This is a genomic window from Paenibacillus sp. NPDC058898, from assembly GCF_049316025.1.
In the GTDB taxonomy this organism is placed as follows: Bacteria; Bacillota; Bacilli; order Paenibacillales; family Paenibacillaceae; genus Paenibacillus_AQ.
On sequence record NZ_JBMOSM010000005.1, the window covers coordinates 126,100 to 152,689 of the forward strand.

Consider the following 26,590-nt stretch of genomic DNA (forward strand, 5'->3'; position numbering starts at 1 on the left):
ACAATACAAAAACACACCGGAGAACATTTAGTTCTCCGGTGTGAGTTGGTTAGTTATTTAAAGTAGTCCGAATTATTTTTGAAGAACAAGTCCGTGAATGGATACTTCTTTACCATTGAAAAGGACTTTACCGGAATACTCTGTTCCATAAACTTGAGCTTTGCCAGTTTGAACAGTAATTACTTTACCGTCCACTGTAGCAGGATATTCTGCATTGCCAACTTTAATCTTACCATCGACAACCTTAACATTCGATTGGCTCAGAGTAATAGTCAGTTTGCCTTGCTCTGCTACTGCACCATTATCAAATGTGAAGGTTTCAGGACCAGCTGGGATGTTTCCAACGTTTTGGCCTACTTTAGCTGTGTAGAACAAATCAGTCTTGGTGCTAACAGCTTCAGCAATATCTTTAACTACTGCTTTGCTGTTAACTGTGATATTACCAGCAGCATCAATTTCAACCAATTCAACTTGATCTGCTACTTTACTTACGGTAATTGACTTATTGTTGTCAGCAGGACCTTCAGTTTTAGAAACAAAACTCAAGCCGAATTTCTCTACTGTTTGAGCAGACACTGCATCTTTAGCAGCATATACATCAGTAGTTACCACTTGAACAGAATCAACGATTGTAGTTGGTGCTTCAACACGATACTTATCAGATTCTCCAACATAAACCCGTGGGTTAGAATCTTTCAAGTACAGGTAGTTAGCTCCCTTCCGCACTTGGAACTCAACAGGTTTGTCTGCAGCAGCCGGATCATTAATAGTAACTTTCAGTTGAGTGTCATTAATACGCTCTACTTTGATGTCGTTTCTGTTAATTTCTGGTGTATTTTTTCCTCCAAGGTTATAAATGATGAAATCATTTTTAACTTGGTCAATGTTTGCATCGCCGTTAACAGAAGCAACCGCTTTTGAGAACGTTACAACAAACGAATTGGTTTCATTTCTGCGTGTTTGAACATCAGTCACTCTTGGAGATGCAACGTTGTTGACTGGAATATCAACATTTGCAGACAATTGAAGTCTGTTGCCGGAATAAGTTTGAATGGAGTTGTTTGCAAACACTGTGATATTTTGTCCATCTACATTATCACTTGTTTTCAAAGTCACAACATTCTCATCAATGGTTACATTGGATGGATACTTACCATTTACCAAGAAGTCACTTATAGTTGCCGATGCAATTACATGGTTGAAGATAACTTCAAATGTTTTTGCATCCTTTTGTTTAGCTTCGAGCAGACTCAGTGTCGCTCCACTTTCTTCCAGCTGACGGCTATCCAGGGATACATACTGACCAGTTTTCGATTTCAGACCGGTAGTCCAGATGCCTTGAACCGAAGCGTTTTTGCCAAATACTACACGCGTTCCATCAATATATTCTGGGAACGTAAGCACTACAGATTTGGAATTGTTCACTGGATCAACGTTCACTTCGCTTGGCAGAGCGATGTTTTGAACTCCAACAGAACCATTCTTTTGGAATGCAATGTAGTAGTTGCCTTTGCTTTGCAGAGTAGCCAGATCCATTTCTCTACCGAAGTTCAAAGTGAGCTTACGGTTCGAGTTATTGTAGTCAATAGTTGAGATTTTAGGGTTCGTAGTATCACTAGCTACAAATGTACCTTTGTACTCCACCATTGTGTTACCCAGAGCAGTAAGGTCTTTAATATCCTTAATTGTCAGGTCATAAGTTCCGTAAGAAAGTGGTGTAAAGAAGTTCACATAGAATACTTTGTTAGTCGAATCAGCAGCAGCAACATCTTTCACAGGAATTGTGTCGCTACCTTTTTTAACAGTGTAGTATTTAACATCATCCGCTTTGACAGCTTTGTCAAAACGAACAGTCAATGTGTTAGCTCTGTCAGAACCATAGTAAGCTTCGATTACTTTTGGTTGAGTCAAATCAACACTTGCTGTGATTTTGTGTTCTTTAACAGCGTTTGCGTTGCCGGAATAGTCTTTAACCTCGATGAAGAGATTTGTTTCGTATCCTGGCAGACGGTTCCCTGTAAAGTCAATCTCATATACGTTACTGGAAATTTGGGTTGGTTTACCCGTTTTCTTGCTGTCACCAGACTTCCAGTAGAAGCTGTCGTTAGTTACTGTATCCGGATCGATTTCTTCATCAAAGGTTACTGTCACTTTCTCCAGTGTTGCAGAGATATCAGTTACTTTTGGTCCTTCAGTGTCTACTGCTACTGTGAATTCTTTAGTATCAGCAGGTGATTTCAGACCAGCGTAGTCTTCGATCAAAGAAGTTGTCAATTTGTGAGCACCTACAGAGATGTTGCCAGTGTAGTCTTTCAAAATCACTTCTCTTTGGTCTGGGCCAAGCTTCACACTGCCGACAAATCCTTTGTCGTCCAGTTGGAAGTTGCTGCTTGAAGGCGCAACGATTGGCTCAGAGAAAGTAACTTTAATTACTTTCGTGCCCAGTGATTTAACTTCAGTTACAGTAGGCAACGTGTTGTCGGAAGAAGTAAAGGATACTTCGCCTTGTGGCAGAACGGAACCGTTCTCGCCTTTCACGTTCTTAACAACTACTTTGTAAGTTGTTCCTTGCGTGAATTTGCTGGATTCGTTCAGCAACAGACGAGCTGTTTTGCCATCTTCCAACAAAGTAATGGATTTGATTCCTTTGGAGTTGCTGTCCACAACATAGTTGTTTTTGTCAGTAGCAGTCACTTTATCTACTTTACCGTCAAATGCAACTTCAACCTCTTTCAAGTTGGTTGATTTAGCCGATTCAACTTTAGTTGCAGATGTTACAACCCAAGTCACGTTTTCAGTGTACTCGTAGTTGTTATGTTTGAACTTCACTTCAGTAGCTGTGTTAGCTTTCAGTGGAGTTTCCAGTTCAACTTTCACTTCTTCGTTGTTAGCAAGTTTGAAAGTTACAACTTTACCACTCTCAGTTACATCATAAGAAACCACTTTTGGTTTTTGTTGGGACAGGTAGATTGTGTAAGCAACTTCAACCAATTGGGAACGGGAAGCGTTAGCTTTAGGGTTTGTTTTAGCATCTACCAAACCAGCGTTGATTGCTGCTTGAACATAACCTTTAGCCCAGTCAGAAGCATTGTTGTTCGTTTCTGTTGGAACATCAAGCTTTTGAGCAATAACGAGAACCTTCGCCATTTCTTGAACGGTGATTTTACCGTTGAAGTCGAAGATCATTTTCGTTGTGTTTTTACCTTCCATGATGCCTGCAGCGTATACTGCTTCTACATAAGGAGCTGGCCATTTGTCAGCTTTGTAGTTTTTGTCTTTGAAAGACGCTTTGCCTTGGATTGGCTCAAGACCCATGATGCCTACCAAAACTTTCGCGAACTCAGCGCGAGTCATTTCTTTGTCAAGACCAGCAGTTCCATCTGGATAGCCAGTGAAGATACCTTTTTCTTTCAATACATCAAATTTCTGTTGTGTGTTAAGCGCATCGTCACCGAATGCAACAGAAGCAAACATCGAGAATGCCATTGCTGTAGACAGTGCTACGGATAAAATTTTCTTCATAACCTTTTTTTCTCCTCCTTGAATCATCACTTGATTGTTTTCTTTAATTTGGTAGCTCTTATCACTCATTGTCCTGCACCTCCTTTCCCGAGTTGAGCATAAATCATAAATGATGTCTGTGACGATATCACAGAATCTTGTTAACGAGAGAACACTACAAACTAGAATAGATTCCTAATCCTACCTAGGTATTATACAACGAGTCCAATACTCCGTAAAGAACATTTTTCTAATTAATAGACAATCTTCTTGCATCGGATAATCTTGGGTTCCTCATTGCGTTCTACATTATAAACGTTTGATTTCTCAAAAAGTTGCGGTCGTTGCAAAGTTTTTTTAAAAATATTTTCGAAATCATGCTTAATTCGCATAACATTGAGTCAATTACATAATACGACAACAAAAAAGACGCCCTCTGGGCGCCCCTTGTAGAATCCTAGCGAATCTTCATAGCAAGCTGAATAATTCGTGCACGCATCTCTGGATTGCTATGCAGCGTTTCGTACATCAGATCAATTTCCGCTTTATTCGTACGATATGTTTTGTCATGTTTTATTGTTGTATGAGACCACTGGATCAAGGCATTCTCTGCCGCTGTCATTTCGTTAAATGAATCATGAAAGCCTGTCTCAACAACGAGTCCCTCCATGACTTCCTGAGTTATCTCATCATGAGCGGCACGAGCCAGCTCAATCTTCTTCTCCATCACTTTGGCTTTTTCCTCGAACTTGGTCTTCGCCTTCATGTAGTCGAGCTGCGCTTTTGATAATATCGGCTTCATAAATTCATCTTCACCCTCTAAAAATAGTATGTGCTTCCGCTATTGTAGCGTATTCTACATGAAATTACAAAACATTAGATATTGGTAAACGGTTTCTTGGCCCATCATACCATCCTTAAGATCTTGTTAATTATGTTATATATAACCTTATTCACATAATTTGCACATAAGAAAACGAGAGCACTGCCATCAGAAATCAGGCCTCTGCTCTCGTTCCTTTTGTCCTACAGTTTCTTCTTATTATATAACCTACATCATTTTAAGTTTGTTCATCATGCGTTTCACGATCGTCGCCGTATCTGCACGATTCAGCACAGCATCCGGGTTGAAGTTATAAGTCGGTTTCTTCTCGCCTTCTTTCAAGCTGTTGGCAACACCCGTGATGATGCCCGCCTTACTTACTGCAAGAATGGCTGGATAAGAGTAATTCGATTTGATTTTGCCGACATCTTCGAACTGCTTCTGAAGTGCTGCTTTATCTTTTTCAATCTCACCCATCTTCAGGTTGAGCGCACGTGCAATCATGTTGGCCGCTTCTTCACGAGTCAGTTCCATATTAGGAGCAAAGCTTCGTGGCGCAATGCCGCGAATGATTCCTTTTCTGGCAGCTGTCTCAATATAACGGTAATCCCACTGCATGCTGTTGACAACACTTTCCTGATAAATGTCATCAAAAGTGAGCTTGTTCTTATCGGTATCATAATCCAACGGAATGTCCAGCAGCTTCACGATAATAGTAGCTAATTCACCGCGAGTCATTGGATCATACACGCCGAATGCATCCGTCTTGGACGCCTTCATGTATCCTCTGGCCAGCATCAATTCAATATCGTTACGGGCCGTCTTATGCGAGATCGCATCGGAGTAGCTATAACGCAAGGATTTAACTGCGTAATAACCAAATCCCTTAAATGGAGCCGTAACAGTTTTCTTCTTGGCATCTACTTTTCCGCCGATGTTGATCCAAGTACCTTGCGACGGGTTATACCACCAAATGCCCAAGTTGCTGGAAGCCGAGTTCACCAGTGCAGAATCATATTTCAAGGTAATTGTACCTTTTTGGGACAACTCCATCCAGTTCTGCGGAATCAAGCGTTGATGGAATTCATTTCCTTTTGCGTACGGATGCGATGCTGCTTTTACATTAAAATCCTCTACGTTGCTGCTGTATGCATTAAGCGAACCCGCATCCAGCCAGTACAGAGGTGATGAATAGCCGTAATGGGCTGCCGGAGTGAAACGGAACGCATTGTTATTATCCCCTGGAATGAGGGACAGACGTCCATCCATTTCTACACCGTTCTCGATTTCACCAATTCGATTGTAAGCTTTAACGGTCCGCCCATCGATTTGGTTGGCAATACCAAACAGGATGTCATGCTCACCAAGCAGATTGATCGTAGGCACTTCTGCATTCGGACTTGATTTTGCCTGTTGAAGCACCGTCCCTTTCGGCAAGGACAGAGACAAATCACCCTTAAATACTTTAACCTTACCTGACTTCGAAATATTTGTTTTAAACTGAGATCCTTCTGTTGCATCATCGGTGTACGTTACAACGAATTGCCCGCTTGTCTTTTTGGTACCTTGCTCGATCGTGAACTTAATCGTATTTTTACCGTTTTTCAGGTTCTTGACCTCAAGACGGAAAATGTCGCTGATTTCGGATTTCACCATTGGCGTTTTGCCAATCAGAATGGAATTAGCTCCTTCAGCCTTGATGCTTACCTCTACAAAGTTCTGTTTCAATACTCCTTCGTTAGGGAGCCTAGGAGAAAGAACTTCATAAGGTGCACGCTCACGAGTAATTTCAATGGTATCTGTGGTTGTAACCGACTGATAACGCGAACCGATGCTGATTGCCTGCAATCCAACCTCTGGAAGCGCGAGTTCTTTAAATACAACGCGGGCAGAGCTGGAGTTTGATCCATTGACAATGGAATAGTACAGGCTGTGATCCGCTTGATTAATGGCATCCAATTGCGTCTTCAGTGCCCCGCCAGAAAGTGTCCAGGTTCCTGTGTTGTCTTTGGTAAAGACTGCAAAGATGGTTGGCGTAGGATGGCTTAGGTTCACCGTGATCTCATCGGTGTATTCCACTTCAAAGCGAAGCCCCAGAGCCTTTTCGTATGTGTTATAAGCATTCTCAGCCGTTTCTCTGAACAATCCATCTGGATCCGATTCTGTTCCGGAACCAACCGGGAAAGGAATCATGTTCTTGATAACCGAACGGGTGTCGCTAAAATACAGCAGTGTAAGCTTTGTCGAGATTTTCCCACTCTTGTCAGCGACCACCAAAGTATTTGGGCCTGGAATCAGCTGCAGGAACGCCGGATCTGTAAAGCTGAACTCACCATTTCCGTTCACTGTCAAATCGCGAGTGTTACCATTCAAGGAAATCGTAAGTCCTGATGTTCCCGTGTAGTTCACAATCCGACCCGTTACTTGATTGAAATCTGTACTATTCTTAAAGACCTGATTGTTATACAAATGATAAATATCAATATAAGTGGAGGACAGGAACGTTACCGGGATCACCTTGGTATCGGAGACGCCCGATCCATTGCTGACCTTGATGATCAGGTTTTGTTGTCCTGAAGGCAGATTCGTGATTTTAAAAACCGTGTGGCCATTATAGGTAAGTTTCTGGGCAATCGTGCCGCCGCCCTTGCTGGATTCAATCTCGACATTGCCTGCGTTCACTTGTTCCACCATTAAGTAGATCGGCAATTCGTTAAGGACGGTATTGTTACCGCTTGGAAAAATGGACTGGGAGGTAGCTGTTACCGTTCCGCCACTCTCAGTTACACCGTATAGCTGATACACCTGCTTGATTGTAGGTGCATTGACATCACGATAAGTAAAGGGATTTTTCACATCGAAACCAGTGGCATTGTCCTTAGTGTAAACAAAGTACTCCCCGCTCTGTGTGATGCTAACTGAGCCAGTGGATGTAAAAGGATACATCAAGCTGTTTCCCAGGAGGCTTGCTGGACCTACGGTTGCATTTGAGCTCATCATTGGCACCGTGGATCCTGTCGGAAATACGGATACATCAAGAGTTGGCGGTACCGCAGGCGTACCAGCCGGAGGAGCATCCATGATAACATAACCGGAGATGACGCCGTTAACCGTACCGGTTACAACGGCTTGCCCATCGATCTTGGTGTTACCAATTTGCAGTTGATTGACCGTCAAGGAGCCTGTCGGATGATATACGACCTGTCTATTAATGGTCTGTGTTTTCGATTCCGAGTTAACGACGATCACCAGATCGTTAACACCCTTCTGCAATTGGATCCCTGCGGAGTAATACGTATCGCCACCGCCCGGATACATGGCCATCCCGTTAACGGTCACGCCTTTGGAGCCATTGGTCGCTTTTACCGAGATGCTAACGGTCTGCGTAGTAACGACAACCGGCTTGGAAGCATTCTCTTCCAGGACACGTCCATCACTTAGCGCTACTTCGTACACAGCCGGTACGTCGGAAAATTTCACATAAGCCGTCGCACTCATCTGCTGGCCTTGCGTACTCATACCGGATACGATGATTTTGTTCACGCCCTGATTCAACTGCACATTCAGGAACTCGAACGTATTCGCTGCTTCGTCCAGAATCGGCTTAACACCTGTTCCGCCTGTGGTTGTGTCATCGAAGCGTTTAATCTCATACGAGATGGTATTCGGGTTAATGCCGTTATAGGTACCCGAAACCGAAATAGAATTCCGGTTCTCCGGTGTTGGAGAATTCGGATCCGTACTTAGATTTGAAAAGTGAAAATACAAGGCTCCATTTGCTGCTGAAGCCGGTAATGCAGGAATTAGGGAAAAGAACATAGCAATGGCCAATAACAGGCTTGCTATTGTACGGAAATTTTTCTTCAACGGTTGTGCCTCCTTGATCATTCGGACGTTGGCGTCCGTTTTGGGTGTTACGTCGTTCACTGGGTCCCCTCGCTTTCACTGACAGATTGGTTCTATCGCATAGTTCATATATCGGAAACGAGTGTCCTATTATTTAGCAAAAATCACAAAAAAGCCTCACCCTTTTTGGGTGAGGCTGGCATGTCCGATCCGGACGCATCATGAAAAAGAATAAGTTCTACTTGGAGCGACTTTCGGGATTTGCCTTCATTCGCATACGGTTGATCAATCCAAGAATCGGCCGTTTGGTCTTGCCGACCAGTCCGATAATTTCAGCACCGATCTGCATGAAACACATCATAACGCAGATAACGACGAAGGTTACCCAGTTTGCTTCATACATGGCAGCCGAAGATTGAATGACAGCCAGTACGCCGAAAAATGCGGCAATTACATAAATGATCAACACCGTCTGACGGTGACTGAATCCTAGCTCGCGCAGACAGTGGTGCAAATGTCCTTTGTCTGGAGCGAAGATCGGTTTCTTCTGGATTTTACGACGGATGATAGCGAAAAACGTATCAGACAACGGAACACCGATAATAATCAGCGGCGTAATGAAGGATACAATGGCAATCTGTTTGAATCCAAGCAGGGATAGCATGGCCAAACAAAATCCAAGGAATAATGAGCCCGTATCCCCCATGAAAATCTTGGCCGGATGAAAGTTGAAGAATAGAAACCCGATAATGCTGCCGAGAAGCAGCAGACAGAGCAAGGCAACAGTGGTATTGCCCATCAGGACCGCCATGACCAGAATCGTACCGATCGCAATGCCCGATACACCGGCTGCAAGTCCATCCAGTCCGTCAATGAGATTAATCGCGTTGGTTACGCCGACAATCCAGAAGATTGTCAGTGGAATCGATACCCAGCTCTCCAGCATAGAGTACCGGTCCTGGAACGGTATATTTACAAAGTCCACGGTAATATTAAATCCGAATACAACTACGCAAGCAGCTGCAATTTGAGCCAAAAACTTCACTTTGGCCGAAAGTTCAAATCGATCATCCAAGGCTCCGATCAATACGATCATGGAACCGCCGATTAGAAATGCCTTCATAAAGTTGGCATCGCGAGGGGACAGGCTATCTGGAAGAAAAGGAAGAACTGCAATCAGTCCAATAATAAAAGCCAGATAGATGCCGAGTCCCCCGAGTCGGGGCATGATCCGGGTATGAACCTTGCGGGCATTAGGAACGTCAACGGCACCAATCTTAACGGCAAACTTCTTCACAAGCGGCGTTAAGAGCAGAGCGAGCGTCAGCGATATGATAAACCCGATGATGTATATCATTAACATGTAATCATTCGACCCCCAATATTGTCTACCGGTTGAATTATACTCCCTTCGGGTCCGAAAACCAATACCAATTTCCGGTGAATTCCCGGATTTTACCCACAGAAATGAGCCATTTAGCTCGTTTTCGTTACTTTTTCTTTCTCGCGCAGCACTTTCACTACGAATTTCGGCAGCGCAAGCATTCTTTTGTAACGTGTAGGCTCCTTCAGAAGACGGTAAAACCATTCGAGACGCAGCTTTTGGAATACCTTCGGTGCCCGCTTCAGTTTGCCGGAGATAATATCAAACGATCCTCCGACCCCCATAACAACCGGAACTTGAAGCGCTTGTTTATGCTGGGCAATCCAAGGCTCTTGGTTGTCCGCACCACGGGCAACAAACAAAATATCCGGTGAAGCTGCCCGAATCTGTTCAATGACGGCAGCATCTTCATCTGGTCCAAAAAAACCGTCCCGATAGCCGCATATAATGGCAGCCGGATATTGCATTTGTAACCTTTCGGCCGCTTCCTGAATCACTTCGGCGGTGGTTCCCAGCAGAAAGAACTTCCATCTATAGGTTTCCCCGACCTTCAACAATTCATGTAACAGCTCGAAGCCGGTCACGCGCCCCTCCAGCGGTTCGCCCCCTACACTGGCAGCCCAAACAATCCCCGTGCCATCCGGAACGATGATTTCAGCACTTTGCATCATCTGTTTATATTCCGGATGGTTGACGGCGGTCATCACCATGATCGGATTCGCCGTGATCACATGGTGGGGCTGCCTCGACTGTACTGCTTCGGTCAGGTATTTCACCGTATCTTTCATACTGAGTTTAGAAAAAGGAATCTCGAACACCGATACGGTAGCAAATGGATAGGTCTGTTTCATGTTTATCATCCTCTATGGCGTAAATATTGGGCAATGTGGCCTGCAGGCAGAGCAGCCTGTTGTTTCAATACGGTAATCTGCTCGCCGTGCTCCGCCTTCCATGCCGCTGCATCGTCCAGCAGCCTCAGCATCTGATCCTTTAACGTATCCGCGTCAAGGGACTCGCTGCTTCCCACAGGCTCGCTGCCCAGCCGCTTCAAAAAGTGGTTGATCTTCGGATCATAAGAAATTCCGAGCAGCGGCACGCTCTGATTCGCGGCATAGATCAGGCTATGCAGGCGCATGCCCAATATCATATCACAACGGCTAACCTCTCGCAGCATGTCCTGCGGCTGCTTCTCATCACGATAGAAACTGATTTTCGAACCATTCTTGGAAATATCGCCAATGCCGCTAGCAATAAACTGCGAAGCCTCATGATCATCCGGCTGATGAAAAGGGAGAAAACGAAGATGGACCGGACGTTGTGCAGCTAATCCCTTTAAACCTTCCGCAACAGCCTTCAGCTCTTTGCGTTCCGGGTGCCAATATCGAACCGAAATACCGATAACCGGCAGAGAACCTTCCCCTCCCGTCTCGCGATTTGATAACGAGGGCTTCGCTAAAGATTCACGATGTTCCTCTATAGATTCTTCTATAGAAGAAACTGATGCAGCACCGTTCTCTTCCAGAGTCGACCCCGGGTTGGAATCACGCTGAACACCCTCGCCCTCTGGCAGCGGCAAGCCCATCACCGGATCGGGCACAACGTGAATGGCTTCCCCTGATATTCCCATAGACTGAAGCAGTTCACCTGACTGCATGTCACGCACCGAAATGTAGGTGCATTTGCGGAAGATCGAGCGAATCATCGGATAAAACAACTTACGGTTGACCGGACCTACGCCCTGGGCATAAATAAACGTCGGTTTACCAAGCCACTGCGCGATCTTGAGGACGCCCAGGTAATACGGGATCGTTTTCGGACTGGTAGCATCCTGCAGCAGACTTCCTCCGCCGCTGATCAAGCCGTCACTTTCCTTGATTGCCTGTCGAACTTCACCCAGCTTCATCCGGTGTACAGACTTCACCCCATAAACCGCTGAGGTCCATTCCGGGTCAATGGAAAGTACAACGGGATTGATATCAACCCCCGCCGCCTTTCCTTCCTGCTCCAATGCGGTCAGGATGGATTTCAGGACCGCTTCGTCACCGCTATTTTTGAATCCGTAGTATCCGGAAATAACTATTGTCTTAGAAGTGGAGACCATCGTTTCCAGATCCTTTCTGCCACTTGCCATACCAATATCGCGATCAATCCGATAATTAAGCCGAGTCCAAGACCCAGTACAACGCGAATGGCCGAAATATAGAGTGGCGTGTGAATATGCGTAAATGTACCGACCATCGACAACTGCCCCATCACACCGATAATGAGCAGGTAAACGGCGTGACGGTATTTAAATGACAGGAAGACGCCAAGCACCATCATTGGATGGGCCAGCAAGAACTCCTTGTTACGCGGACGTACGCCAAACGTATTTTCCAGGAATGTACGGAATGTCATTTCGATCGAGGACACATTGCCTGCATTACCTGTACGTGTGAGATAGTACCAACCAACGATAGCTACAATACCGGCTGCGATGACCCATGTTAGTGAGATCGGTGTTTTAAGCAATTTCAGGATTGAGTTATAAGTCGATCCACCGCGGTACAGTACTACGTAGATTGCAATGAGCCCAATCGGTGCCGCAGCCAGCAAGTTCACGCCGCGGAACTGGTCCAGAACGAGCATATAGGTCACATTATTCAATAACGCTACAACGATCGGTACAGCTGCGAGTGACAAGATCGTAGTCTTTACCAATAATACGATCGAATGGGTCACTCTTCTGCCAGAACTCATGTCCGGTATGCTCTGCTGCGTTTCATTGACTTTGCGAATGGCCAGAATGACGGCAACCGTTGGAGCACTGATTGCAGCTAATAGAGCTAAGGCCTGTTCAAGTAATGTCGGTTTCAGAACATACAATCCCGCACTCCCCACAAGCCCGATCAGGAAAGCGGCAATCGTAAGGAATGGAATGTAATAGGAAATCATGAGCGCAATCAGAGCTACAGCTCCGGCGACAGCTCCAAGCTTGAAGTAACGCTGCAAGGAAGAGTCGGTTACCTTAAACGGCTCTGCTGGACCCATGGTGAAACCATTGTCCTCTATCTGCTTAATGGCCTGACCCGAACCTGTCAAACTGTCAATCAGATTATCCAGCGGGTGGGTAACAGACGCTTTGGTCATATCCCGGCTTGGCTCTGCGTTTAAATAGAACATTCGAATGTTACGGTCTTTGGAAGCCAGAGCAAAACGGTCTCCAATAACCTCAGGCTCCAGATTAGCATCCCGCTCACTTAAGGAATAAATACGGGTTACATTGTAATCTGTTAAATAGGCTAGCTTCGTAAATCCTTTTTGCGGACGCTTGATATTCTCAATCGCCACGAGGCCGATACCATGTTGGTTCAAAAGTTCACCAAAGGAATCCAAGCTTTTCATGTCGGCATTATCGTTGAAGCCTTTGGCGGAATCGCCTTCAAACAAAATTCGTTTTACGCCGTTTTCCGCGAAGTAGGCCATCAGCTTCTCCATATAGGCCTGGTCATACGGAAGACTGTCCGACAGACGCGGCACAATGTTAAAGCCCTTCTCTCGCAGCATGCCAATGGTAATCGGGTCTGGAGACAACGGTTTGATGACCGCATTGGATCGCGGAGTTTCCAACACCAATCCATCCACTCCACGCTCGAACTGCCAAGATCTTACCGGAATGCCCAACCTTGTGTAGGCTTCTTCGATAATGGGTTTAATTAAAGTCGCGCTTTCCTCGTTCAGGAACGAAACGTACGTAAAATTCTCGTTCGGCGAGACCGTCGTACCTGTCAGATCGGCGACCTGCTGCCCGTCATATACCGATATTCGCCGCGATTTCACCAGCTCGTCCAGCGTGCTTTCATATAGCGCCATACTGATTACGCCAGCGTCTTTCAGGCGATCCAGCTGCTCGGATACAAAATCCTGCGGCTTAGATTGATATACCGCGACATCCAACAAATCCCGATAATCAAACACCAACTCGACGTTCTTTGATGTTGATTCTGTTTGCAGTCGGTCATAACCTACCGGCAGGGCCGCTGCAACGCCAAGAACAACCAGAATCCACAGCCACTTGCGGGCTGCTGTGTTCCAGCGTTTCCAATTCTGAACCACGAAAGTACCTCCTCATCGAACCTATGGAAATTTACGATGGAGGGCAACAGTCCTCTTGGGCCTTGCAGCAACCATCGTAAATTCCCTTCGTTCTCTTCTCTCATTAAATGTATCTATGTTTAAGCGTCTACCCGGGCCATGACTTGATCCGAGAGCGATTGAATTTTGCGCTTCGCATCGGCGAGGGATTCGCCGCGCACGGCAAAATACACTTTGATCTTCGGCTCGGTACCGGAAGGTCTCAGGCAGAACCAAGATCCGTCTTCAAGCAAATACTTCAACACATTTTCCTTTGGCAATCCGTCCAGGCCTTCCGCATAATCAAGCACCTGCTTAACCGACACGTCTCCGACTTCCCCAGGTGGATTGTCGCGCCAATCAGACATCTTCGCTTGAATCTGGGCGACGCCATCCTTACCCTTGAGCGTCCGGGATTCCAGTGCCTCGAGGAAATAACCGAATTGCTCATACAGCTCCTGCAGCACATCGTACAAGGTCTTGCCTTGTGCTTTATAATAGGCGGCTGCTTCGCATATCAGCATCGAGGCCAATACCGCATCCTTGTCGCGGGCATAATTGCCAGCCAAATAGCCGTAACTCTCCTCATAACCAAACAGATACGTATGACTGCCGGACTCCTCGAACTGGGTCATTTTCTCACCAATGTATTTGAAGCCCGTCAATGTATTCAAGACGGTGGCACCATAATGCTCGGCAATCGCCGCTCCCATCTCACTCGTTACGATCGTCTTGATAACCGCACCATTATTAGGCAGCTTACCCGCTTCCTTCAATTGACCCAGCAAATAGTGGATCATAATTGCGCCGGATTGATTGCCTGTCAGCACGACGTATTCGCCCTGGCTATTCTTCACGACAGCCCCCATGCGATCCGCATCCGGATCCGTCCCGATCAAAATGTCAGCTCCGACTTCCTCGCCAAGCTTCATCGCCAGTGTGAAAGCTTCCCGCTCCTCAGGATTTGGAGATTTAACGGTGGAGAAGTTTCCATCCGACTCGGCTTGCTCCGGAACAACATGAATATGCTTAAAGCCGATGCTTTTAAGCACACGCTCTACGGGTGCTTGCCCTGTTCCATGGAGCGGCGTAAATACGATTTTGAAATCCTCGCCAAGCTTGGATGCGATAAGTTCCCGATTCACGCTGACATTCGTCACCGTATCCACAAAAGCCTGGTCCTCCGCTTCGCCCAGCCAAACCAGCAGACCTTGAGCCTCTGCATCAGCCTGAGACAGCCTCTTGACCGCGGAGAAGGAATCGACCTCCTGTATCCGGGCAATCACGTTCTCTGCTTCGTGCGGTACCAACTGGCCGCCTTCACGGTTGTACACCTTATAACCATTGTATTCCGGCGGATTATGGCTTGCCGTGATAACAATCCCTCCGGTAGCACCCAAGTGACGCACGCTGAATGACAATTGCGGCGTTGAACGCAAGGAAGGATACAGCTTCGCTACAATCCCGTTTCCGGCCAGAACCAAAGCAGCCTCTAACGCGAATTCCGGTGAGAAATGCCGGGAATCATGGGCAATGACAACAGAAGGCTTTCCCTCCGCTGTGCCATGAGCCTCCAAAATATATTGGGCAAAGCCTTGTGTTGCGCGACCTACCGTATATTTATTAATCCGGTTGCTGCCTGCACCAATGACGCCGCGCAGACCACCCGTTCCAAATTCCAGATCACGATAAAACCGTTCCTCCAGCTCTTTGGTATCGTGCTCGAGTGAACGCAGTTCCTGTTTCGTCTCCTCATCTACATAAGGATCATTCAGCCAACGTTGCAGCGTATCGATTGTTCTCTGACTCATCTCTGACATGAAAAAAAGTCTCCCTTCCTCATCCAAACAAGAATAGTCTGAAAATTACTCCTTATCCGCGAGAGCAAACATAATCTCTCCCTCGGCAACTACACGTCCATCCACCGTCGCGGTTGCTTTTCCTTTACCAATCATGCCCTTCAAGCGAGTGATCTCGACTTCCAGCCGCAGCGTATCTCCCGGTACTACTTGCCCACGGAAACGGAAACCGTCAATGCCCGCCAAGAAGCCAAGCTTTCCCCGGTTGCTCTCTACATTGAGAATCGCGACAGCGCCGACTTGCGCCAAAGCTTCTACAATCAGGACTCCCGGCATAACAGCATATTCAGGGAAATGCCCGACAAAAAAAGGTTCATTGATCGTCACGTTCTTAATGCCAACCGCTCGTTTGCCGTCCTCAATCTCCACAATCTTATCGACTAGCAAAAATGGGGGGCGATGGGGAATAATTTCTTGAATCTGTTTGATGTTTAACATAGTATTAAAATCCTCCTTATGTACGTACCCGCCAAGGCATAGCGTTTGAAAAGGGGTGTTCGTTCCATTTGCTGCCGCTGTGCCGCTTTCTCAAGCCGCGGGAGGTATTATTTACGGTTGTATCATGCTTTCTCTTGAGGTTTTCTTAACGAATTTCAGATCATATGCATAAAAAGAAGGATCTGCGGAAAAAATGATGGATATCCTTCACCGCTGCAGAAGTGAAGGTTTTAGATAAGGGGCTTTCTCCAATCGGACACTTTGTGTACGAGGAGAGGGCCCTTTTATAAGTTTTTTGGGGTCCCCGCAAAGTATTTGGAATAAGCATCGCAGCATAGGCTCCACTTTGTGGGGTTATTTTATATACATCCGTCCATTGTCATGAAATGACAAAGTTAATACGCAAGTCCCATCCCATTATACCGTTTAACCCCAAAAAAAGAAAACTCCCTTAAAGGGAGTTTGGCATCTAATCTCAAGACATGGTGTTCACCCTGACCTCTCGTCACGGTGCGAAAATCAAATCAAAAACATGCTTCCATGTGCCCCATTCAAACACTTCACTGAGCTCCTGATCGCCGAGGACAACATATCCGAAGACCATGCCTCCGAATAATGCCAATACGAGCAATACAGGAATCATGATACGGACAGCGATTTTCCATCCGGATGTCTTGGAACGTTTATTGGTGTTTGCTTCACTCATGATGCCCACCTACCCTCGCATTGTGTTGGCAAGGTTCATCATGGTATCGCTTGAACTAAGCGCACGTGCTGTCAGCTGGTAGGCCCGCTGAACTTCCATCATCTTGGTCATCTCGTCGGTCAAATTGACATTCGATTGTTCCATAAATCCGGACAGTACCTTCGATTTAAGAGGCTCGCCTGGAGCCGCCGGTGTCAAATCGAACACATCGCCTTCCGCCAAACCGTTTCCTACGACAAACAGGTTATCGCCGACAGCGACCAAACCTTCCGGACGCTCAAGCTCGACCAGCTTCAAGGTTGCATAAGGAGCCGTACGACCTGTGGGGGTCTCCACGATAATCTGCCCTTTCTCGTTAATGGCAACTTTCCCTTTGGCTGGAAGCGAGATTGGCTTATTGTTCACGTCAAGTACAGGATAGCCTTGTGAATTGACCAGCAGCAGGTTGTTAGGGTTACGGGCATCCGGAGATACATGGAATCCGCCTTCGCGGGTATATCCAATCGCGCCATCTCCCTGAACGGCAAACATGGCTTGTCCATCAATCATCAGATCAAACGGACTTCCGGTTTCCTTCATGGCTCCCTGCTCCATGTTCTGCACAACGGAAGATAGTCTCATGCCATACCCGAGTGTATAGCCAAGCGGTGTCGCACGGCCTGTCCGGTCGAAATCCTTGTGATGCCGCTGAACCTGTGTCAGCACATCTTCAAAGGAAGCCTCCTTTTTTTTATAACCAGCGGTATTGACGTTTGCTATATTGTCCGCAATGACATCTAACCGCTGCTGAAGGGCATTCATCGACACCATGGCGCTAATCATCGAGTTGTTCATCACTTACCTCCCGTGGGCTCACATTTTCATACAGCAGCGTGCTGCCTGCTTACTTACAGACAAGCTTAGACTCGGCCGATCTCATTGACCGCCTTCTCCAGCGTTCTGTCGTAATACTGAACAATTTTTTGGTTCGTTTCATACGCGCGCAGCGCAGCTGTCAATTCTACCATCGATTGCGTTGGATCCACGTTGGACCCCTCAATAAATCCCTGACGGATGACTCCGTTATCACCGCGTGCCATAAAACGCACTTCCCCGTCCGGATCGGCCATACGGAACACGCCGTGACCTTCACGAATCAGTCCATGAGGCTCGCTCACGATGCTGACTCCGAGAATGATGCCTGTCCCATTGCCTTCTGCGTCCATGATTTCTCCTTGCTCATTCACTGTAAAGTTACTCGCCGAGCCTGTCAATACAATCGGTCTGTTATTGTTATCCAGAACCTGATAGCCACCATCGCTCAAGAGGCTGCCATTCGGGCTAACCCGGAAGCTGCCGTTACGGGTGTAACGGATATCTCCGCTCTCATTCTGAACAGTGAAAAAACCTTCCGGCCGGTAAATCACCTCGCCGTTCTCATCCACGTATCTGCCGGAAGCATCAAACGGATAAGCTTGGCCTGTTGCCGGATTCTGTACCGTAAAAGAGGAAACCAGCGCAAAGTCTGTTGTCTTGCCCGTTTCCCGGAGCGCGCCTTCGGTATAAAGCGATATGCTCTCCTCAGCGTAAACACCAGTGTTGAACTTGCCCAGCTTCCGTCCCGCATTCGCCGAATCATTGCCGCCGATCATGGAGACAAGCACTTCGGGGAATGAACGCTGTACGCTGTTCGTTGCCTTGTAACCTGTCGTGTTGACGTTGGCAATATTCTGCGTCACCGTATTATGTCGCTGCTCCTGGGTCATCATCCCTGAAGCTGCTGTATATAGACCTCTTAACAATGAAGGCACTTCCCTTCCATTAACGAATCATAACAACCTTAGCAATATAACGACCGCTGCGCTGACGGATTGTACTTCCAATCGCTGTTGTTTTTGGATTTCTTGTAGCCATGTTGGATAAGGTTGAAATCCAAAAACAAAGGCGACCGCTTCGCTTTTCCACTACAATTCCGTCCTCTCCGCTGCTGTTCAGCGTGTATGTAATGCGGAGCAGATCGCTAATTTCATCGTGGTGATTATACCGATTCAAATCCATGCTCATGTTGTTCCTATCATCTATATCGGAAGGTTAGAACTTTTTCTTTACGACCTTGTCCAAATTATCCAGCATAATTCCCGTTCCCTTAACCACACAGTGCATCGGATCCTCCGCAACAAGCACCGGTACCCGCAGCTCGTCGGTCAACAGCTCGTCCAAACCATGAAGCAGTGCGCCACCGCCGGTCAATATGACGCCGCGATCGATAATGTCCGCCGACAGCTCCGGCGGCGTCCGCTCCAATACGGATTTGGCTGCGAGTACGATCGATGACACCGGATCCCACAGAGCTTCCTGCACTTCGGCTGAGGACACCGTTACGGTAAACGGAAGTCCCGATACCATATCGCGTCCGCGAATATCCATCTCAGCTTGTCTACCGCCTGGACGAACTGTTCCGATTGCCATCTTCAAATCTTCTGCCGTCCGTTCCCCGATCAGTAATTTATATTTTTGCTTCACGTACTTTATAATCGCCTCGTCGAACTTGTCCCCTGCCATTTTAATCGAAGAAGCGGTGACGACATCGCCCATGGACAGGACGGCCACATCCGTGGTGCCGCCCCCGATGTCCACAACCATGTTACCGCTCGGTTGGAAAATATCCATCCCTGCGCCAATTGCCGCTGCCTTCGGTTCTTCTTCCAGGAACACATCCCTTGCGCCGCTGCGCTCAGCCGCTTCCCGGATCGCCTTCTGCTCTACCGAAGTAATGTTCGTCGGAGCACAGATGAGGATTCGGGGCCGGCTGTGCCAACTGCGCGCGCCCACGCGATCAATAAAGTACTTCAGCATTGCTTCCGTTATTTCGAAGTCGGCGATGACCCCGTCCCTCAGCGGGCGGATCGCAATAATGTTGCCGGGAGTGCGCCCGATCATGCGCCGTGCTTCCTCACCGACGGCAAGGACTCGTTTGGCGTCGGTCTCAATAGTGACAACGGAAGGTTCGTCTAACACTACCCCCTTCCCCTTTACGTGAATGAGCACGTTCGCCGTTCCGAGATCGATTCCAATATCCTTGCTCAACATCATGAAAAGCCCCCAAAGTGTTATTTTATGGTAAAAGAGTCTGTTCTCTGTACCGAACCATCCTTCGACATAATCTAGCAAGCGATGATGATCTTCGGCAAAACAGGTCCCATATTTCGATCCTATACCAGCTTTTAACATATCATACTTTAGGGGAGGGATTCAACGCCAATCTAGCGACCAAAGCCCTAAAAAATCAGGATTTCGCCGTGGCCACCGGTTCACGGTTGCTGCCGGTTTTTTTGTACTTGATCTTGGTAGCTTCTCCGCCTCTCAAATGGCGGATGGATTTGTGGTATTCGAGAATGTGCTTCACCTGATCCGCCAGGTCCGGGTTGATCTCCGGCAGACGTTCGGTTAAGTCCTTATGCACCGTGCTCTTCGACACGCCAAATTCTTTGGCTATAGTTCGAACCGTATGCCTCGTTTCCACGATACAGCGTCCGATCTTAATGGTCCGCTCTTTGATGTAATCGTGCACGCTCCCGCCTCCCTACTGTGTGGATAGTTTGGTACATTATATGAGGGGCATGACGGGATATTCGCGGTTTCAAGGGCTGACAAGCTTACTTGGACTCATTTATTTTCTGGACATGCCCGTGATGGACAAGTCTAAAATGTCCACAAAACAAGGCGCAGCAAGGGTTGGACTTGCCGTCCAAACCCGCAACAAAAAAGACAGGATCACAAGATCCTGCCCTCTTCAAGTGCGCGGTGGGCGCATGGCTACAAAGAAATGAAATTATTTTTGCGGAAGCACGCTCACAGGGTTGACCAGTTTCCCGCCCTCGTACACTTCGAAGTGCACATGGTTGCCGAGATCCTTCTCAAGCTCACTGCGTCCTGCAGTCGCGATGGAATCGCCCTGCTTCACTTCAGCGCCTTCCTTCACTTTCACTTCGCTCAAGCTTTGGTACACGGTTTTCGTATCACCCGACGTAATTTCCACGACGTTGCCGTTAACTGGATGATTCTCGACCCGGGTCACTTTACCTGTCAGTGCGGCACGAACTTCAAACATCGTGTCATCTGCAGCGGCCAAGTCGATTCCCAGATTCGGCGTGAAGGTGTCATTGTATTGCACCATCGCCTCTTGATGCGTTTCCGGGTTCGTCTCATCAAAGTAAGGCTTGACGATGCTGACTGCCACGTCATCGGCTACCGGCCAGATCATTGATTGCGCATTGGCTGTCACTTCTACAGCTTCTCCATCATTGCCTTCCGTTGCAGCAGGTTTCTCTGAACCTTGTACCGATCCCGATACACTTGTTTCTTCCCCTTGTGGCTTCAGCGTTTTTTGGCTGGCGTCCTGGTAGACCCACACGAGGGTTAGTATAATTGCCGCTGCTGCTAAGTATGCTGCCGGGAACACCCACCGTTTGGATAATGCTTTCTTCCACGAAGATGACGGTACCGCCGAATCTCCCTGCACAGTTTTAGGAGTTTCTTCGTGGGGTTTACTATTTTTGTTCTGTTCATTCATTTGCAATCACCTCAGTAACCATTGTTACCGGGGTCAACTCTTTTATACGTTATCTCACTATTATTTTTTTGAGAGGTTGTTCCAAAAGTCGTCTTTTGATCACGGAGTGAATCAAGGGGCAACTCGGCATCGAATCTTGAATTCAGCCGGTCCTTCCAATGCTCACGTACCTAAAACGTACGCTCCGCTTCTCAGTCCCTAGCTTTATTCAACCTTCTCGGTGCTGAAAAACCGATTTTTTGAACTTGTATTAAAAGAGAGAAGATTTGAAGTTTTGTCAAAAGAAATATTCGTATAATAGTGCTCCAGAATCTCTTTCGCTTCATATCCTTCGCGGGCCATGCCCTCTGCTCCGTATTGGCTCATGCCCACGCCGTGGCCATTGCCGTAGGTCGTTATCTCCATCTCGCCGTCTTTCATATGAAGGGTGAATTGGCTGGACCGAAGCCCCAGCTTCTCTCTCACCTCGCGACCGGTGAACTTCTTGCCGCCAACCCGTACGCTCTCAATTCGATGACCTTGCGTATACGAGAGTACTTTCAAAAAAGAAGCCCCCCCATCCCCGCCTGTCGATACCGGTACGGCTCCATCCGTCAGGCCGAGCTTTCCTATGAATTCCGAACGGGGCATCGTGATTGTTGTCTTGTACTTCGGTGAAATCTGTTTATCCCATGGACTCTCCACACTTCGCAGATAGGGAATCTCGTTCTTCCAATAATCCTCTGAATTTTCGGTATACCCGTTACTGGTAGAGAAAAAAGAAGCCGTAATCGGTTGACCCTCATACGTCATCACCACTCCTGCGGTTTCCTTCACCGCTTGCTGGAGCTTCGCCAGCTCTGCTTCCTTCCCCAGCCGCTGCCATTCCTTCGTAAGTTCGTCTTGGGCAATATAAGCCTGGTGACTGACCGTGTCGGTCACCACGGCCTTGCCGTCCGGCACGCCGCTGCGGTCCCCGGACGCAAGCCGCTGCACGATATAGGTCCGTGCCGCGATGGCCTGGGCCTTGAGTGCCTCAAGCTGGAACTCGGCCGGCATCTCGGCTGCCAGGACGCCGACGAGATATTGTTCCAGCGGCAGTTCCTCCACGGTATCCGTCTTGGTTACATAGACGGATACCGTGGGCTCTTCCGCCGCCTGCGGCTCGGCGGAAGGCAGCGGCGCCGGCCCGGGCGGCAGCGGCTCTTGTGCGTTGTTGCCGGGGGCAACCACCAGCAGAGGCAGCGCCAGCGCCAAGGCCAGCAGCACCGCCACGGCCCAGACGGCGGGGTGCACCCGCACCCGCCGCCTTCCGGTGGCCGGGCGCCGCGCGGCAAAGCCGCTGCGCCCCCAGCGCGCAGGCCGCACACGGAACGTGCGGCCGCCGCGCGGCACGCGGCCCGTTGCCGCCTGCGCGAAGCGCTGCGGCTCGGCCGCGGGATGCGGGCCCTGCGGCATCGCCGCTGGCCCGCCGGGGGCTGGCGCGGCGCCATGCGCAGGCGCGCCAGCGGGGCGGCCGGGCGGCGGCGTATGGGCCGCCCGCGGGCTGTGGCCGGACTCGCCGAAGGCGTCCGGCGCTCTCCCCGGGCCGCGGTGCCCGAGCGGCCCTTCCTCTATATCCTTTTTATCCTGTTTCGATTCATAACTATGTTTTTCAGTTGATCCGGCTTTCTTCTCAAGTTCACCGGGAAAATCCCACTTCAATACGGGAGCAGCCGATCCTTCGGATGGCACCTGGTATGATTGAGGATTCTCTTCTTTCAGAACATCTTTTGGATCGATCGCTCGTTTTTTTCCTGCCGTGCTCAGATTTACCCGAACCTTCGAATCTTTCATTGCATTTCCCTCCTGTGCCTTTTCCCCTGGAATATACCTCTGGCTTATGCTCCATCAGGCTCTACTTATACTTATGAGATACGGGCATTTGATAGAACTATTCTAAGAGAAAGGAAAAAGTCACATGGATGAAGAAACGCTGACACTGACTGCAAGCAAGCTAGCAAAGAGAGAGTCTCCTACTCATCCGGTATCAACGTAAGAGAATCAATGATAGCCGGAATTATGTTTACATACAAAAAAGAAGGAGCTTCGCCCTTATCGGCAAAGCCCCTTCTTCTACACTCTATTGTGGTCTATCCTGGATCATCAAGGTCAATCTTGATTGTTACACCCAGGTAGGTTGAACTTTGAAAACTTTTGCGTCTTCTGTTTCACTTGCCACTTTTTTCGAAACCTTCTCCGAGCTCTGGTCCTCCGTCGAAATACGCCAGATATCCGCGCCAAGTCCAGACAGCTTCTCCGCTAAATGAACATAGCCGCGATCGATATGCTGTACGCCGCCAACTTCGGTAGTCCCCTCCGATACAAGCCCGGCTAATATCAAGGCAGCCCCTGCACGCAGATCCGTTGCCGTTACTTTGGCACCTTTAAGCTTAGCGCCGCCCGTAACGATGGCAGAACGTCCTTCAACTTTGATCTCCGCATTCATCAGCTGAAATTCGTCCACATGCATAAAGCGGTTTTCAAATACCGTTTCCGTAACAACACTTGTACCTTCGGAAACCAGCAAAAGCGCCATCATCTGGGACTGCATATCGGTTGGGAACCCAGGATAAGGCAAGGTTTTCACATCAACCGACTTTAATGGTTTGTCAGCGATAACGCGAATTCCATTCTCGTCCGGTTCAATGGTAATCCCCATCTCTTCCATCTTGGAAATAACCGGTCCAAGGTGGTCTGCAATGGCTCCTTCGACATACACATCACCGCCCGTGATTGCAGCCGCAGCCATAAAGGTGCCTGCTTCAATTCGGTCAGGAATTACGTTATGCTTAACGCCATGCATCTTCTCAACGCCCTCGATACGAATCACACCCGTGCCCGCACCGCGAACTTTGGCGCCCATTGCATTCAGGTAATTCGCTAAATCGACAATTTCCGGCTCTTTCGCCGCATTTTCGATTACCGTAATCCCTTCAGCCAATGTAGCAGCCATCATAATATTTTCAGTAGCACCCACGCTGGCTACGTCCAAATAGACCTTCGCCCCACGCAATCTGCCATTGCTTTTAGCTTCAATATATCCTTGTCCGAGGCTAATCTCAGCCCCGAGAGCTTCAAATCCTTTTAGGTGTTGATCAATGGGTCTTGTGCCGATAGCACACCCCCCGGGAAGCGAAATCCGGGTTCGTCCACAACGTGCCAATAAAGGTCCCATGACCAGAAAAGACGCCCGCATCTTCCGCACCCATTCATAAGGCGCTTCATATGTCGTTATGTGCTCTGCATTTACACGTATCACTTCATCCTGATATGTAATGCCCGCACCAAGCGACTCCAAAACTTTACTGATTGTAATTACATCGTCAAGAGGAGGCGCGTCAATAATAACACTTTCCCCAACTTCCCCTAGTAGAGAGGCAGCGATGATCGGAAGAACTGAATTTTTTGCTCCGCTGACTTTGACGCTTCCGGTCAGTCTTTTGCCACCGCGGACGATAAATTTGCTCATCATGGTTTCCCTCCGCGTCCATAATTTTCCTGATTGCGTGTGTTAGTGATTAGTTGTTGCTGATTCCCTAACTTTCATCTTAACATTAGTGATTTCCGCTAAACAAGCGATTTTCGAACTATTTATGACATCTGTTTCGGTGTCTACATCAGGTATCAGAAATCCATGATGCCGCCTTATGAAGCATCTGTTATCCGCAGTATGGACCTTCGAAAGGTACCATGACCGACCAGCACTTGTCAATGCATAACAATTACCGGGTGAACTCTATAGTCCGGAAGTCATACCGTCCGCCCGATCAAATTCTTATTTTAAGTGTTAACATAATAAAATGCGTTTATTCGACATCTTCTCCCCTAGCAACCTAACAGAGATATAACCATTCATGCCGCAATTAAAACAGACAAGTAAAATATTGGCAAGCCCATAACCTCGTGCAACAAATGTTTCATTACTAACTGCAGCACCTTGTGTTATGTATGACGCTCATTTCCGTTCTAAAACATATATCGGATCATTTGACTCCATGTAATATAGTCAATTAGGAATTCAGCCACGAATCGTCCAAGCACCACTGCCAGCAGCAAATGCAACAGCTTTCCCTGCGGCCCTTTTGGATGACGGACAACCAAATCCAGCTTTACTTGTTGTAATGCCCACCAAGCCAGTGCGATACAGATCAGCGAAACGACAATAGACAAGAATCCGTTAACACCAACAGCACTGATTGAATTAGATAAATCCTGGTTCATACTCCCTCCTCCTTCATAAATTATCCTGCCCTGTTCAGGACCGACTCTTCTATAATACTTGGCTGGAGCCTAAGAATCCAGCACTTTCTATACGACATTTCCTCGGAAATAATAAAGTTTCTCGACAACCTCCCAAAACGATCATTTATACGCTATTAGGAGAAGTTAGAATTCCCATTAATTTCACTTCAAAAAACATCCAACAGCCAATCATATAGTGTAGTTTTATATCTCGAACTTCTATTTATACCGATGGTTTAACAAAAAAATACCCATCTATGAAATTAATGATATTCACAGACCCGTGTATAGCCGAGATGACGTTATCACGAAAGAAGAATATTTATGTATCAAAACAATCCATGTCTCAGGTCCTTTCTAAGAGTAATTGATGGCTATGGACCCATTTACGTCATCCACCAAATTGTATATGCAATGGCTCCATGAGCCAACTAGATCCCACCAGATATGCGGTTCAGACAATGAGATAACCATAAAAGATTACCTCTCTCTCCCTTTCATGCTAGGTTATACCTGCAATCTATGAATGCTCAACACCTTAAACGAGCACTTTTATAACCAGTATCATTGGCTACTAATAGAAATAGAACACAAAAAGACAGCTTGGCTGAAAATTGCAGCAAGCTGTCTTCATTACCTTATCAGTTCCGCGTCACTTTAATCCGGTTCATCGCTCTTTGCAGAGCCATTTCCGCGCGACGATGGTCAACTTCATCTTGTCTTCCCTTCGCATGCAGACGGGTCTCAGCTCTTTCCTTCGCGGCTTCCGCACGCTCCAGATCGATTTCTTCCGCTTTCTCTGCGCTTTCCGCCAGGATGACAATCTTATCTTTACGGACTTCGACGAAACCGCCTTGTACCGCAAACGGGGTTCTCTGGTTGCCAATCTTCACATAAACTGGCGCTATCTGAAGCGGCGTAACGAAGGAAATATGACCTGGCAAAATGCCCAGCTCTCCCTCGACCCCACGCACCGTAACACTGTTCACCTGCTCAGAGTAGACCAGGCGGTCCGGCGTTACGATTTCCAACAAAATGGTGCTCACTTCCATCCCTCCTCACCGTTTTCCGCAGAAAACTCGCGCAGCAGACCTCACAGTCTCGC

The 26,590-nt window shown here is 47.7% G+C and carries 20 protein-coding genes; all 20 read right to left on the reverse strand.

Annotated elements, in window-relative coordinates; translation table 11 throughout:
* Positions 1 to 72 precede the first annotated feature (72 nt).
* A complete protein-coding gene (locus tag ACOZB4_RS15470) occupies positions 73 to 3,591 on the reverse strand; it encodes an S-layer protein (RefSeq protein WP_379409615.1) in 3,519 nt (1,172 codons plus the stop codon).
* 367 nt (positions 3,592 to 3,958) lie between these two features.
* Positions 3,959 to 4,303, reverse strand: coding sequence for a hypothetical protein (locus ACOZB4_RS15475; RefSeq protein WP_071219815.1), 345 nt, complete (start codon positions 4,301 to 4,303; stop codon positions 3,959 to 3,961).
* A 249-nt stretch (positions 4,304 to 4,552) separates the two neighbouring features.
* Entirely contained in the window at positions 4,553 to 8,191 is a 3,639-nt protein-coding gene (locus tag ACOZB4_RS15480) for an S-layer homology domain-containing protein (protein ID WP_379409619.1), read from the reverse strand.
* Between the two features lie 217 nt (positions 8,192 to 8,408).
* Positions 8,409 to 9,533 (reverse strand): glycosyltransferase family 4 protein, encoded by a 1,125-nt coding sequence (locus tag ACOZB4_RS15485; protein ID WP_213647029.1) that lies wholly within the window; start codon positions 9,531 to 9,533, stop codon positions 8,409 to 8,411.
* Positions 9,534 to 9,646: 113 nt separating this feature from the next.
* Positions 9,647 to 10,405, reverse strand: a complete 759-nt coding sequence (locus ACOZB4_RS15490) for a WecB/TagA/CpsF family glycosyltransferase (protein WP_379409624.1) — start codon at positions 10,403 to 10,405, stop codon at positions 9,647 to 9,649.
* A gap of 5 nt (positions 10,406 to 10,410) precedes the next feature.
* Entirely contained in the window at positions 10,411 to 11,655 is a 1,245-nt protein-coding gene (gene csaB / locus ACOZB4_RS15495; RefSeq protein ID WP_379410285.1) for a polysaccharide pyruvyl transferase CsaB, read from the reverse strand.
* Positions 11,631 to 13,649, reverse strand: a complete 2,019-nt coding sequence (locus tag ACOZB4_RS15500) for a DUF5693 family protein (RefSeq protein WP_379409626.1) — start codon at positions 13,647 to 13,649, stop codon at positions 11,631 to 11,633. Before ACOZB4_RS15500 ends, csaB begins: the two co-directional genes overlap by 25 nt.
* 119 nt (positions 13,650 to 13,768) lie before the next feature.
* The gene (locus ACOZB4_RS15505; RefSeq protein ID WP_379409629.1) at positions 13,769 to 15,487 is read right to left on the reverse strand and encodes a phospho-sugar mutase; all 1,719 of its coding nucleotides are present in this window, start codon (positions 15,485 to 15,487) and stop codon (positions 13,769 to 13,771) included.
* A gap of 45 nt (positions 15,488 to 15,532) precedes the next feature.
* Complete coding sequence (gene fabZ / locus ACOZB4_RS15510) at positions 15,533 to 15,964, reverse strand: 3-hydroxyacyl-ACP dehydratase FabZ (protein ID WP_098749219.1); 432 nt, start codon at positions 15,962 to 15,964, stop codon at positions 15,533 to 15,535.
* A 505-nt stretch (positions 15,965 to 16,469) separates the two neighbouring features.
* A complete protein-coding gene (locus tag ACOZB4_RS15515) occupies positions 16,470 to 16,670 on the reverse strand; it encodes a DNA-directed RNA polymerase subunit beta (RefSeq protein WP_379409633.1) in 201 nt (66 codons plus the stop codon).
* A gap of 9 nt (positions 16,671 to 16,679) precedes the next feature.
* On the reverse strand, positions 16,680 to 17,504 hold the full coding sequence (locus ACOZB4_RS15520; protein WP_379409636.1) for a flagellar hook-basal body protein: 825 nt from the start codon (positions 17,502 to 17,504) through the stop codon (positions 16,680 to 16,682).
* Between the two features lie 65 nt (positions 17,505 to 17,569).
* Complete coding sequence (locus ACOZB4_RS15525) at positions 17,570 to 18,451, reverse strand: flagellar hook-basal body protein (RefSeq protein ID WP_076323990.1); 882 nt, start codon at positions 18,449 to 18,451, stop codon at positions 17,570 to 17,572.
* A gap of 19 nt (positions 18,452 to 18,470) precedes the next feature.
* Positions 18,471 to 18,713 (reverse strand): hypothetical protein, encoded by a 243-nt coding sequence (locus tag ACOZB4_RS15530; protein WP_379409640.1) that lies wholly within the window; start codon positions 18,711 to 18,713, stop codon positions 18,471 to 18,473.
* Positions 18,714 to 18,740: 27 nt separating this feature from the next.
* The gene (locus ACOZB4_RS15535; RefSeq protein ID WP_076324088.1) at positions 18,741 to 19,739 is read right to left on the reverse strand and encodes a rod shape-determining protein; all 999 of its coding nucleotides are present in this window, start codon (positions 19,737 to 19,739) and stop codon (positions 18,741 to 18,743) included.
* A gap of 196 nt (positions 19,740 to 19,935) precedes the next feature.
* Positions 19,936 to 20,220, reverse strand: a complete 285-nt coding sequence (gene spoIIID / locus ACOZB4_RS15540; protein ID WP_009594246.1) for a sporulation transcriptional regulator SpoIIID — start codon at positions 20,218 to 20,220, stop codon at positions 19,936 to 19,938.
* Between the two features lie 261 nt (positions 20,221 to 20,481).
* Positions 20,482 to 21,222 (reverse strand): peptidoglycan DD-metalloendopeptidase family protein, encoded by a 741-nt coding sequence (locus ACOZB4_RS15545; RefSeq protein ID WP_379409644.1) that lies wholly within the window; start codon positions 21,220 to 21,222, stop codon positions 20,482 to 20,484.
* A gap of 204 nt (positions 21,223 to 21,426) precedes the next feature.
* The gene (gene spoIID / locus ACOZB4_RS15550) at positions 21,427 to 22,659 is read right to left on the reverse strand and encodes a stage II sporulation protein D (RefSeq protein ID WP_379409647.1); all 1,233 of its coding nucleotides are present in this window, start codon (positions 22,657 to 22,659) and stop codon (positions 21,427 to 21,429) included.
* A 706-nt stretch (positions 22,660 to 23,365) separates the two neighbouring features.
* Positions 23,366 to 24,712, reverse strand: coding sequence for a UDP-N-acetylglucosamine 1-carboxyvinyltransferase (gene murA / locus ACOZB4_RS15555; protein ID WP_379410290.1), 1,347 nt, complete (start codon positions 24,710 to 24,712; stop codon positions 23,366 to 23,368).
* 497 nt (positions 24,713 to 25,209) lie between these two features.
* The gene (locus ACOZB4_RS15560; RefSeq protein ID WP_076323985.1) at positions 25,210 to 25,464 is read right to left on the reverse strand and encodes a DUF1146 family protein; all 255 of its coding nucleotides are present in this window, start codon (positions 25,462 to 25,464) and stop codon (positions 25,210 to 25,212) included.
* Positions 25,465 to 26,126: 662 nt separating this feature from the next.
* Positions 26,127 to 26,531 (reverse strand): F0F1 ATP synthase subunit epsilon, encoded by a 405-nt coding sequence (locus tag ACOZB4_RS15565; protein ID WP_076323984.1) that lies wholly within the window; start codon positions 26,529 to 26,531, stop codon positions 26,127 to 26,129.
* Between the last annotated feature and the right edge of the window lie 59 nt (positions 26,532 to 26,590).

Bases quoted from the DNA above. Each gene is read 5' to 3' on its own strand.
- ACOZB4_RS15535 (WP_076324088.1), bottom strand. From the start codon at position 19,739: ATGTTGAGCAAGGATATTGGAATCGATCTCGGAACGGCGAACGTGCTC.
- murA (WP_379410290.1), bottom strand. From the start codon at position 24,712: ATGAGCAAATTTATCGTCCGCGGTGGCAAAAGACTGACCGGAAGCGTC.
- ACOZB4_RS15485 (WP_213647029.1), bottom strand. From the start codon at position 9,533: ATGTTAATGATATACATCATCGGGTTTATCATATCGCTGACGCTCGCT.
- ACOZB4_RS15560 (WP_076323985.1), bottom strand. From the start codon at position 25,464: ATGAACCAGGATTTATCTAATTCAATCAGTGCTGTTGGTGTTAACGGA.
- csaB (WP_379410285.1), bottom strand. From the start codon at position 11,655: ATGGTCTCCACTTCTAAGACAATAGTTATTTCCGGATACTACGGATTC.
- ACOZB4_RS15505 (WP_379409629.1), bottom strand. From the start codon at position 15,487: ATGTCAGAGATGAGTCAGAGAACAATCGATACGCTGCAACGTTGGCTG.
- fabZ (WP_098749219.1), bottom strand. From the start codon at position 15,964: ATGTTAAACATCAAACAGATTCAAGAAATTATTCCCCATCGCCCCCCA.
- ACOZB4_RS15475 (WP_071219815.1), bottom strand. From the start codon at position 4,303: ATGAAGCCGATATTATCAAAAGCGCAGCTCGACTACATGAAGGCGAAG.
- ACOZB4_RS15545 (WP_379409644.1), bottom strand. From the start codon at position 21,222: ATGAATGAACAGAACAAAAATAGTAAACCCCACGAAGAAACTCCTAAA.
- ACOZB4_RS15520 (WP_379409636.1), bottom strand. From the start codon at position 17,504: ATGAACAACTCGATGATTAGCGCCATGGTGTCGATGAATGCCCTTCAG.
- ACOZB4_RS15530 (WP_379409640.1), bottom strand. From the start codon at position 18,713: ATGAGCATGGATTTGAATCGGTATAATCACCACGATGAAATTAGCGAT.
- ACOZB4_RS15515 (WP_379409633.1), bottom strand. From the start codon at position 16,670: ATGAGTGAAGCAAACACCAATAAACGTTCCAAGACATCCGGATGGAAA.
- ACOZB4_RS15490 (WP_379409624.1), bottom strand. From the start codon at position 10,405: ATGAAACAGACCTATCCATTTGCTACCGTATCGGTGTTCGAGATTCCT.
- spoIID (WP_379409647.1), bottom strand. From the start codon at position 22,659: ATGCCGCAGGGCCCGCATCCCGCGGCCGAGCCGCAGCGCTTCGCGCAG.
- ACOZB4_RS15470 (WP_379409615.1), bottom strand. From the start codon at position 3,591: ATGAGTGATAAGAGCTACCAAATTAAAGAAAACAATCAAGTGATGATT.